The sequence below is a fragment of the Halorubrum saccharovorum DSM 1137 genome, assembly GCF_000337915.1.
Lineage (GTDB): Archaea > Halobacteriota > Halobacteria > Halobacteriales > Haloferacaceae > Halorubrum > Halorubrum saccharovorum.
Map to the genome: position 1 here is coordinate 174,037 of NZ_AOJE01000011.1, position 9,419 is coordinate 183,455.

Annotated in this window: 9 protein-coding genes; 5 read left to right on the plus strand and 4 right to left on the minus strand. The window is 68.5% G+C overall.

The window, feature by feature from the left end:
• Window positions 1-66: 66 nt before the first annotated feature.
• Genes C471_RS04010 through C471_RS04025 form a run of 4 tightly spaced genes read left to right on the plus strand, consistent with a single transcriptional unit; the run spans window position 67 to window position 4,197 of the window.
• The gene (locus C471_RS04010) at window positions 67-1,179 is read left to right on the plus strand and encodes a branched-chain amino acid ABC transporter permease (protein WP_004046743.1); all 1,113 of its coding nucleotides are present in this window, start codon (window positions 67-69) and stop codon (window positions 1,177-1,179) included.
• The gene (locus C471_RS04015; RefSeq protein ID WP_004046744.1) at window positions 1,176-2,552 is read left to right on the plus strand and encodes a branched-chain amino acid ABC transporter permease; all 1,377 of its coding nucleotides are present in this window, start codon (window positions 1,176-1,178) and stop codon (window positions 2,550-2,552) included. Before C471_RS04010 ends, C471_RS04015 begins: the two co-directional genes overlap by 4 nt.
• On the plus strand, window positions 2,549-3,496 hold the full coding sequence (locus C471_RS04020) for an ABC transporter ATP-binding protein (protein ID WP_004046745.1): 948 nt from the start codon (window positions 2,549-2,551) through the stop codon (window positions 3,494-3,496). Before C471_RS04015 ends, C471_RS04020 begins: the two co-directional genes overlap by 4 nt.
• Window positions 3,493-4,197, plus strand: coding sequence for an ABC transporter ATP-binding protein (locus C471_RS04025; protein WP_004046746.1), 705 nt, complete (start codon window positions 3,493-3,495; stop codon window positions 4,195-4,197). The genes C471_RS04020 and C471_RS04025 overlap by 4 nt, the downstream gene beginning before the upstream one ends.
• Window positions 4,198-4,385: 188 nt before the next feature.
• Here the strand turns inward: C471_RS04025 and C471_RS04030 are convergent, their stop codons facing one another.
• Together C471_RS04030 and lipA are read right to left on the minus strand one after the other, a co-directional pair.
• Window positions 4,386-5,657 (minus strand): ABC transporter substrate-binding protein, encoded by a 1,272-nt coding sequence (locus C471_RS04030; protein ID WP_394295187.1) that lies wholly within the window; start codon window positions 5,655-5,657, stop codon window positions 4,386-4,388.
• A gap of 319 nt (window positions 5,658-5,976) precedes the next feature.
• Entirely contained in the window at window positions 5,977-6,915 is a 939-nt protein-coding gene (gene lipA / locus C471_RS04035) for a lipoyl synthase (protein WP_004046748.1), read from the minus strand.
• Between the two features lie 142 nt (window positions 6,916-7,057).
• Here lipA and C471_RS04040 point away from each other — a divergent pair, with 142 nt between their 5' ends.
• Entirely contained in the window at window positions 7,058-8,518 is a 1,461-nt protein-coding gene (locus C471_RS04040) for an MATE family efflux transporter (RefSeq protein WP_004046749.1), read from the plus strand.
• A 38-nt stretch (window positions 8,519-8,556) separates the two neighbouring features.
• Here the strand turns inward: C471_RS04040 and C471_RS04045 are convergent, their stop codons facing one another.
• Window positions 8,557-9,150: a cysteine hydrolase family protein gene (locus tag C471_RS04045; protein ID WP_004046750.1), complete on the minus strand. Its 594-nt coding sequence runs from the start codon at window positions 9,148-9,150 to the stop codon at window positions 8,557-8,559.
• Window positions 9,143-9,419, minus strand: a 277-nt coding sequence (locus tag C471_RS04050; RefSeq protein WP_193366107.1) for a YqcI/YcgG family protein, incomplete at its 5' end; no start/stop codon positions are given. The genes C471_RS04045 and C471_RS04050, both read right to left, overlap by 8 nt.

Here is a 9,419-nt window from a genome sequence, read left to right on the forward strand (position 1 = left end):
TGGGAGCTGGACGGTAGAAAACGTCTTATAGGTTGATTCACACGCTATGGTGAGGAGTGTTATCACGTGAGTGTCTCTGAAACGTACGTTCGATACCGCCGAACCCTCAGCGAGGAACCGCTCGCCATCGGGGTCGTGCTCGTGGCCCTGTGGATGGTGTGGTCACTCGTAACTGGGCTCGCGAGCGGAGGGATTCAGATCAGCAGCCTCGCGTCCCTGATCTGGGACGGGTTGCTCCGGGGGCTGATCATCGGTCTGGCGGGTATCGGACTCTCGATGACGTACAGTATTCTCAACTTCGCGAACTTCGCGCACGGCGACTACCTCACCAGCGGGGCGTTCGCCGGGATGGCGACCAGTTACCTCATCGCCGGGATCGGCGAGAACAGCGTCGGCGCGCTCCTGCTCGTCGGTGCGGGCGGGTCGGTGTTCGGGGGCGCGCTCGGCATCGGGATCACGACCGCGCCGATCGCCGTCGTCTTCGGGGCCGTCCTGGCGGGGGTCGCGACGATCGCGCTGGCGTTAGTGATCGACCGCCTCGTCTACCGGCCGATCCGCGACGAGAGCGGTATCGCGCTGCTGATAACCAGCATCGGGGTCGCGTTCGCGCTCCGGTACCTGCTCCAGTTCGTCTTCGGGGCCGGCGTGCGAGGGACGACCGCGGCGGGATCGGTCCCGCGCGTGAACGTCCCCGCGATCGACGGGACGTTCCGGGTGACGGCCCACGACATCAGTCTCGTGGTCGTCGCGGCGGGGCTCATGCTCGGCGTCCATCTGCTGCTCCAGCGGACGAAACTCGGGAAGGCGATGCGCGCGATGTCCGACAACGAGGACCTCGCGCGGATCACCGGGATCCCGACCGAGCAGGTCATCCGCACGACGTGGATCGTCGGCGCGGGCCTCACCGGCGTCGCGGGCTACATGTTCGTCCTCTGGAAGGGGACGCTCGGTTTCAACGACGGCTGGCTGCTGCTGCTGCTCGTGTTCGCCGCGGTGATTCTCGGCGGGATCGGGTCGATCTACGGCGCGATCGGCGGCGGGATCGTCATCGGTCTGACCGCCTCGGTCTCGGTGATCTGGATCCCCTCCGAGTTCGGTCGCGCGGCCGCGTTCATGGTGATGATCGTGATCCTGTTGTTCAAGCCTGAAGGCATCTTCAGCGGGAGGTCCACAGCATGAGCGTCGACGACCTCCGCGGGCGGTTCGAGGGGCTCTTCGAGCGGGACGTGACGCTCGTGCTCGCCGTCCTCGGCACGATCTACCTCGCGTACATTCTGGCCGGGGTCGCGTTCGGGTACGAGCTCCGCGGGCAGCTGAACTCCATCGCGAACCTCACGTTCTACATCGGCGTGTTCGGCATGCTCGCGCTGGCGTTGAACCTCCACTGGGGGTACACCGGCCTGTTCAACATCGGCATCGTCGGCTTCATGGGCATCGGGATCTACGTGACCGCGCTGGTCTCGAAGCCGCCGGTCGCGGAGGGCGGCGCCGCACAGGTCGGCGGGTTCGGCCTCCCGCTGTTCGTCGGCGTCCTCGCCGGCGTGGTCGTGGCGGGGCTGTTCGGACTGTTGGTCGCGTTACCCGCGCTCCGGCTCCGGGCCGACTACCTCGCGATCGTCACGGTGGCGTTCTCGGAGATCGTCCGGTTCACGATGATGTCCCGGACGTTCCAGACGTTCACCGTGCCGGACACGATCGACCTCTGGCTGTTCACCTTCGACCCGGCGGCCGACACGGTCGGCCTCGGCGGCGGGGGCGGGCTCATCCTGAACTACACGGACCCGCTCGAAGCGCTGCTGCGAGCCCTCTTCCTCTGGGAGCCGTACCTCGGGTTCGTCGCGTTCGTCCAGCAGAACTTCATCTCGAACAACCCCAAACCGGTGATCGACGGGGTAGTGTACGGAATCGTCCTTCTCGTCGGCGTCGGGCTGTTCTACCTGCTGCTCTCACGGACCGGTAAGTCCCCGTTCGGCCGCGTCCTGAAGGCGATCCGCGAGGACGAGGACGTCGCGAACGCGCTGGGGAAAGACACCGACCGGTTCAAGCTCACGGCGTTCGTGCTCGGCGCCGCGCTGATGGGGCTCGGCGGAATCCTCTGGTACTCGGGCCGCGGGAGCATCACGCCGCCCTCGTTCCGCCCGAACATCACGTTCTTCATCTGGATCGCGCTGATCATCGGGGGTGCGGGATCGAACACCGGGAGCTTCCTCGGCGGGGCGATCTTCGCCGGACTGTTGTACGAGGGACCGCGGTACTTCAAGAACCTCGTCGAGACCGCCTTCGAACTGGGCGACGCGCCGCGGAACTTCGGGGAGGCGATGGCGGGGTTCGCCTCGCTCGACCCGATGCCGTTCGTGCTGTACACGCTCGACAGCATCAGCCAGTTGCGGCTGGTGATCATGGGCGTGGTGCTCATCTGGCTGATGCACAACCGGCCGGAGGGCCTGCTCGGCCACCGCAAGGAGACCGCTTCGAGCGTCGACCTCGCGCGGCCGGGAAGCGGCGGGTCAACCGGGAACCCGGCGGCCGCCGACGGAGGTGAAGAGCAATGAGCGAAACGGACGAGTCCACCGCGAGTGATTCGACGCCGGTCGAGGGAGCGGCGACCGACGAGGAGCCGTCGTCGGCCGCGGACGACGCTGCTCCTGCGGAGTCGTCGTCCGACGCCGACCTGACGGAGCTGGTCGAGGACGATCCCGAAACCCACACCGGAGACGACGGAGCCCGATACGCGCCCCTCGAAGTCGAGGGGCTCCGGAAGGAGTTCGGGGGGATAGTCGCCGTCGACGACGTCAGCTTCGACGTCGAGGAAGGGACGCTCACCGGACTTATCGGTCCGAACGGCGCGGGGAAGTCGACCACGTTCAACCTCATCACCGGGATGCTCGACCCCGACGAGGGGACGGTCCGGTTCAACGGCGAGGACATCACCGGGTTCGAACCTCACGAGATCGCGAACCAGGGGCTGGCACGGACGTTCCAGATCGCCCGCGAACTCGAGGAGATGACCGTCCTCGAGAACATGATGCTCGCGCCGAAAGGACAGGTCGGTGAGTCGCTGTGGCGGTCGATTCTGCCGATAACCCGCGGGTCGGTGCGCGAGCAGGAGACCGAACAGCTCGAACGCGTCTGGGAGGTGCTCGACTTCTTCGAGATCGACCACCTCGCCGACGAGTACGCCGGAAATCTCTCCGGCGGCCAGCGGAAGCTGCTGGAGATGGCTCGGGCGCTCCTGACCGATCCCGACGTGCTGCTCCTCGACGAGCCGTTCGCGGGCGTCAATCCGTCGTTGGAGAAGCGGCTGCTCGAACACATCCACGAGCTCCGGGAGCGGGGGTACACCTTCCTCATCGTGGAACACGACATGGACCTCATCATGAACAACTGCGAGCGGGTTATCGTCATGCACCAAGGCCGGATCCTGAAGGACGGGACGCCGACGGAGATCAAAGAGAGCGAGGAGGTCATCGAGGCGTACCTCGGGGGTGAGGTATGAGCCTCCTGGAGGTCCGCGACCTGGACGCCGGCTACGGCGACCTCCAGATCCTCACCGACGTCGACCTCGACGTCGACGACGACGAGTACGTCACCATCGTCGGCCCGAATGGGGCCGGCAAGTCGACCGTCATGAAGTCGGTCTTCGGACTGACGGCCCACATGGGCGGGACGGTGACGTTCGACGGCGAGGACATCAGCGGGACGAAGCCAGAGGACGTGATCCACAAGGGGCTGGGGTACGTTCCGCAGAGTCAGAACGTCTTCGCGGAGCTCGACGTCGAGGAGAACCTGGAGATGGGCGCGTACATCCTCGACGAGGTCCCGCAGGAGGAGCTCCGAAAGGTGTACGACCGGTTCCCGATACTCGAGGAGCGAAAACACCAGCAGGCGGGCACCCTGAGCGGCGGGCAGCGCCAGATGCTCGCGATGGGCCGGGCGCTGATGCTCGACCCCGAACTGCTGTTGCTCGACGAGCCCAGCGCGGGGCTCGCGCCCGACCTCGTCGACGAGATGTTCGACAAGATCGACGAGATCAACGAGACGGGGACGGCGATCCTGATGGTCGAACAGAACGCCAAGGAGGCGCTCAGACGCTGTGACCGCGGGTACGTGCTCGCGAACGGACAGAACCGGTTCGAGGACGAGGGGGCCGTGCTCCTGAACGACGAGGAGGTCCGCCGGGAGTTCCTCGGCGGCTAGTCGGTCTCGCCTCGACCGCCGGTCAGCGGAGTGGCTTTTGTGAGGCGGAGCGGAAGGCGCGGAAGCGACGCGTAGCGCTCTCGCGAGCGACGCGCCGCTTCTCGGTCGGGTCGTCCGGAAAAAGCGAGAGCGCTCGGCCGGCCGCTCGATGACGCGTCGGTTCCGATCGCGGTCAGTTCCGATCGCGGTCAGTTCCCGCTTGTGAGCGCCTGCTCGATGACGTTGGAGTACGACGACTCGCCGATGTTGAAGCTGATCTGGTCGTACACCTCACCGTCGAAGGTGTCCTCGAACACGCTGCTGAACCGGTTGGAGAGCTGCTGACCGTAGTCGTTGTTGACGTACAGCGTCGCGGCGGTCGAGGCGCCGAGCCGCTCGGAGGCGACCTGCGCCATGACCCGACCCTGGAGCTGGTCGCTCGGGGCGGTCCGGAAGATGTAGTCGTCGTCCTCGAGGTTCGTCACCGACAGCGCCGTGCTGGACGGCGAGCACCCGACGACCTCGTTCGGGATGAGCGTCTCCTGACAGACGGGGACGTTCACGCCGGAAGAGGCGGTCCCGCACACCGCGGGAACCCCCGCGTTGACCAGCGACTCGGCGCCGGTGACGCCTTGGTCGGGCGAGGTGTTCGTGTCCTCGAACTGGGCGTTCACGGTGAGGTCGAGGTCGGACTCGTTGACCTGCTGGGCTGGGAGCTCCGCCGCGCGGATCATCGGCTGTCCCGTCGACGCCAGGTCGCCTGTCTCGGGCAGCAGGATTCCGACGCTCACCTCGCGGCCGAGTCCGCCGGGCGACGAGTCGGCCGACGGGCCCGCCCCGTCGGGGTTCTCGCCCTCGAAGTTCTGCGTCTCCTGGACGTTGACGGAGTCGGCGCTCTGACCGGCGAACTCCCAGATCTGGTAGGCCGCCGACGCCGGGTCGCCGTTCTGGTCGAAGTTAACGGCGCTCGACGCGCCCTGGTAGTTGATGTTCTCGCCGTTCGCGACCGCTTCGACGGCGTCGACGAACTCCCCGGGGCCGTACGAGGTGCCGTCGGGGTTCGCGATGCGCCGGAGCTGGTCGCGGATCGCGGTGCCGTCGTTCTCGCCCGCCGCCACGTTCGCGAGGATCAGCGCCGCGGCCGAGTCGTACGACTGCGAGGTGAACACGCCCGGCGTCTCGTCGTAGGTGTCCTGGTACAGGCTCGAGAACGCCTCCTGGTTCGGACCGCCCGCCGCCGGCGCGGTCCCGGTGACGTTGTTCATGTCGTTGCCGACCTGCCCGGGCAGCGAGGGGTCCTGAAGCCCGTCGGGAATGAGGATGTCCTCCGCACCGTCAGACGCGGCGTAGTAGTCGCGGAACAGTTGGATCCCGCTCTCGGGGTAGCCGATGACGGTGAGCAGGTCCGGACCGCCGCCGCCGTCGCCACCGTCTCCGCCGTCCATTCCGTCGCCACCGTCGCCGCCGTCGCCGTCGTCCATTCCGTCGCCGCCGTCGCCGCCGTCGCCGTCGTCCATTCCGTCGCCGCCGTCGCCGCCGTTACCCGAACAGCCGGCGAGCCCGATCGCGCCGGCGACACCGACGGTCTTCAGCACGTCACGCCGTCTTCTGTGGTATGACATACCCACTCATATAGAGTCCACTTTCATAAGTATATCCCTGTCAACTACCCCACAATTCCTGACAGATACACACACATAAGGGGTATTATCGCCACCTTGCCCGCGATCGGTTTCGGGGTGCTAATGACAGAATGTGGACGCGTGGATCCGCTGTGGCGGCCCCGTCCGCGGCGGATCGTCAGTCTCCGCCCGCGGCCCGAGCGTGTCGCCGGGCGTCCTCGGGGGCGCGCCCCTTCCGGAGCAGCGCCTCGACGAACAGCTCGCCGGCCTTGTACGACGAGCGGACCATCGGTCCCGAGGCGCAGTAGAGGAAGTCGAACTCCGTCTCGGCGACCGCGCGCCACGTCTCGAAGGCGTCGGGGTGGACGTACTCGAACACGTCGAGGTGCGAGCGCGAGGGCTGGAGGTACTGCCCGAAGGTGACCACGTCGACGCCGACCTCGCTGAGGTCGCCGAGTGTGCGGTACACCTCGTGGTGGTACTCGCCGACGCCGAGCATGAGGCTCGTCTTCGTGTGGATGTCGGACTCCCGATCCACCCGATCGAGCACCGCGAGCGACTGCTCGTAGTTCGCCCGCCGGTCTCGGACCGGCCACTGGAGCCGCTCGACCGTCTCGACGTTGTGGGCGATCACGTCCGGTCCGGCGTCGACGATCCGGTCGATCGCCTCGGGGTCGCCCTGGAAGTCCGGGATCAGCGTCTCGACGAGGATCTCCGGGTCGCGCCGCTTAATCGCTCGGATCGTCTCGGCGAAGTGCGCGGAGCCGCCGTCCGCGAGGTCGTCGCGGTCGACCGACGTGAGCACGACGTAGTCGAGCCCGATATCGACGACCGCGTCCGCGACGTTCGCGGGCTCGTCCGGGTCGAGCGGCTCCATCCCGCCCGTCTCCACGTCACAGAAGTTACAGCCACGCGAGCAGCGGTCGCCCATGAGCATGAACGTCGCCGTTCCCGGTCCGTCCCGGCCGGACCAGCACTCGCCCATGTTGGGACAGTTGGCCTCCTCGCAGACGGTGTGGAGGTCGCGCTCGCGGAGGCGATCTTTGATCTCCGTGAACCGAGACCCGGACGGTGGACGCGACTTCAGCCAGTCCGGCTTCCGACGGCCGCGTTGCATACCGGAGCCACGGCGGCCGCGTGCAAAAACGTGAGGATCCGGGCGACGATCGGGAGGTACCGATCGGCCGCCGGCGTCGAGATCCGTATCGTATCTAACACCAGCATTCTTTTATTATCCGTATCCGATACGGAACTATTCGATGTTCGACGTCGACCGCGAGGCGATCACCGACGGGCCGGTCGGGCGAGTGCTCGTACTGCTCGCGGCCCCGCTCGTCGCGCAGAACCTCGTGTACGTCGCGAACGCGCTCGTCGACACGTTCTGGCTCGGTCGGGTGAGCGAGGACGCCGTCGCCGCGGTCGGCCTCAGCCTCCCGATCCAGTCGCTCCTCGGCGCGACGGTGGTCGTCGCCGCGGTCGGAACGCAGATCCTCGTCGCGCAGCGCGCCGGCGGCGAGGACGACGCGGGGGCGCGCCGCGTCGCGGTCAACGGCGCGCTCCTCGCGCTCGCGGTGACCGGCGCGATCGCGATCCCCGTCGTCGCCTACGCCGAGGGCCTCGTACGGCTCCTGGGCGCGGACCCCGCCCTGGCGGGCACCACCGCGACGTACCTCGCGATCATCGTCGCCGTCCTCCCGTTCGGCGCGGTCAGCGACACGGTAGAGAACTGTTTCACCGCCTACGGCGACACGCGGGCCGTCCTCCACGTGAGCCTCACCAGCGTCCTCGTCAACCTCGTCGCGGCGCCCGTGCTCATCTTCGGCGTCGGCCCGGTCCCGGCGCTCGGGGTCGCCGGCGCGGCCCTCGGGACGGTGATCGCCGGCGTCGTCGGGCTCGCCCACGTGCTCGCGTACGCGGCGGGGATCGGGCGGGACACGTTCCGACTCACCCGCGAGGCGTTCGCGGTCGATCGGTCGGTCGTGCGCGAGATCGCGGACGTCGGGCTCCCGCTCGGCGGCCAGCGCGGGGTGAGCGAACTGGTCCGCGTGCTCGTCGTGGGGCTGGTCACGATCGCCGGCGGCTCGGCCGGGATCGCGGCGTACACGGTCGGCGCACGCGTCTCCACGCTCGCGATCGTCCCCGCTCTAGGGATGCAACAGGCGATCCAGTCGATGATCGGCCAGAACCTCGGCGCGAACGCCCCGCGCCGCGCCCGGCGGACCACGGTGGTCGGGACCGGGATCGTCGTCACCGGCTTCCTCGCGCTCGGCGCCGTCCAATTCGTGTTCGCCGGAGCGATCGCCGATTTCCTCGCACCCGACCTCACCGCGGCCGGCCGGTCGCTCTCGGTGTTGTACCTGCGGATCCTCGCGGTCACCTACTGGGCGCTCGGGGGGACGTACACCCTGCTCGCCGGCTTCAACGGCGCCTCTCGTACCCGGACCTCCTTCGTCGCGGACCTGGTCAAGTACTGGGCGATCCGGTTCCCCATCGCGATCGCCGCGGTGCCCGCGGCCGCGACGTTCGGGGCGTTCGGCGTCGCGGTCACGCCCGGGCTCGGCTGGGGGGTCGAGGCCGCGTTCTGGGCGGTCGCCGTCTCGAACGTCGTCGGATTCCTCGGACTCGGGGCGTACTTCGCGTACACGACCCGGCGGGGGATGTTCTCGAACGCCGCCGAGCGCGCGGTCGAGGGCGAGAGCGCGGACCCGACGGACGGCTGAGGTGAGGCGCCTCTCGGACGGGTCCGCCCCCGCGCTCGTCAGCCGAGGTCGTCGGCCTCGACGACCGTCGCGAACTCGCCGTCGAGGTGCGCGAGCGCGACGCGGTGGGAGGTCTCCGGGTCGATCCGGTCGCCGTCGCGGGCCGTTCGGGCGTGGGTCGCGGTGGCGTCGGCGACGACGACGACCTCGTACCCGCGGTTCTCGGCCATCCGAGCCGTCGTCGAGACGCAGTGGTCGGTGGTGAGCCCGCAGACGACGAGCCACTCGCGGCCCGTCTCGCGGAGCCACTCGTCGAGCCCGGAGTCGAGGAGGGCGCCGTTGACCGACTTCGCGAACGTGGGCTCGCCCTCGGCGGGCGCGGTCTCCGGCTTCCACGCGAACCCCGGCGCGTCTGGTCTCAGCGGGGAGTCCGCCTCGGTCGACGCGTGTCGCACGTGCGCGATCGGACGGCCGGCCTCGCGCCACCGCGCGAGGAGCCCTGCCGCGACCGACTCCGCGTCGGGGTTGTTTCGCTCGCCCCACCCCGGCTCGTCGAATCCGGTCTGGAAGTCGATCAGGAGGAGGACGGCGTCGTCGAGGGGAACGGGCGCGGGGGCGGCGTCCGCGACCGCCGACCGCGACGAGTCAGTCATCGCCGAGCCCCCTGATCACGGCCCCGGCGTCCCCGTCGTCCTCGGGCGCGGCCGAGTCGACGAACCGGCGCCACGCGCCCCGTTCCAGCAGCGCTTCGGGCGCTTTCGGGTGGTCGCGAGCCGGGCGGAGCGGACAGGCGTCCGGGCTCGCGTCGTCGTCCTCGCGGAACAGGTACTGCGTCCACTCGCGGTCGCCCTCGACGCCCCAGTCGCCCAGGTCGGCGTGGGGGCAGACCCTGTCTCTTATACACATCTCTGATGGCGCGAGG

Coding starts and splice junctions, on each gene's coding strand:
- lipA (WP_004046748.1), bottom strand. CDS start 6,915: ATGCAACGCGGCCGTCGGAAGCCGGACTGGCTGAAGTCGCGTCCACCG.
- C471_RS04020 (WP_004046745.1), top strand. CDS start 2,549: ATGAGCGAAACGGACGAGTCCACCGCGAGTGATTCGACGCCGGTCGAG.
- C471_RS04040 (WP_004046749.1), top strand. CDS start 7,058: ATGTTCGACGTCGACCGCGAGGCGATCACCGACGGGCCGGTCGGGCGA.
- C471_RS04030 (WP_394295187.1), bottom strand. CDS start 5,657: ATGGACGACGGCGACGGCGGCGACGGTGGCGACGGAATGGACGGCGGA.
- C471_RS04045 (WP_004046750.1), bottom strand. CDS start 9,150: ATGACTGACTCGTCGCGGTCGGCGGTCGCGGACGCCGCCCCCGCGCCC.
- C471_RS04015 (WP_004046744.1), top strand. CDS start 1,176: ATGAGCGTCGACGACCTCCGCGGGCGGTTCGAGGGGCTCTTCGAGCGG.
- C471_RS04025 (WP_004046746.1), top strand. CDS start 3,493: ATGAGCCTCCTGGAGGTCCGCGACCTGGACGCCGGCTACGGCGACCTC.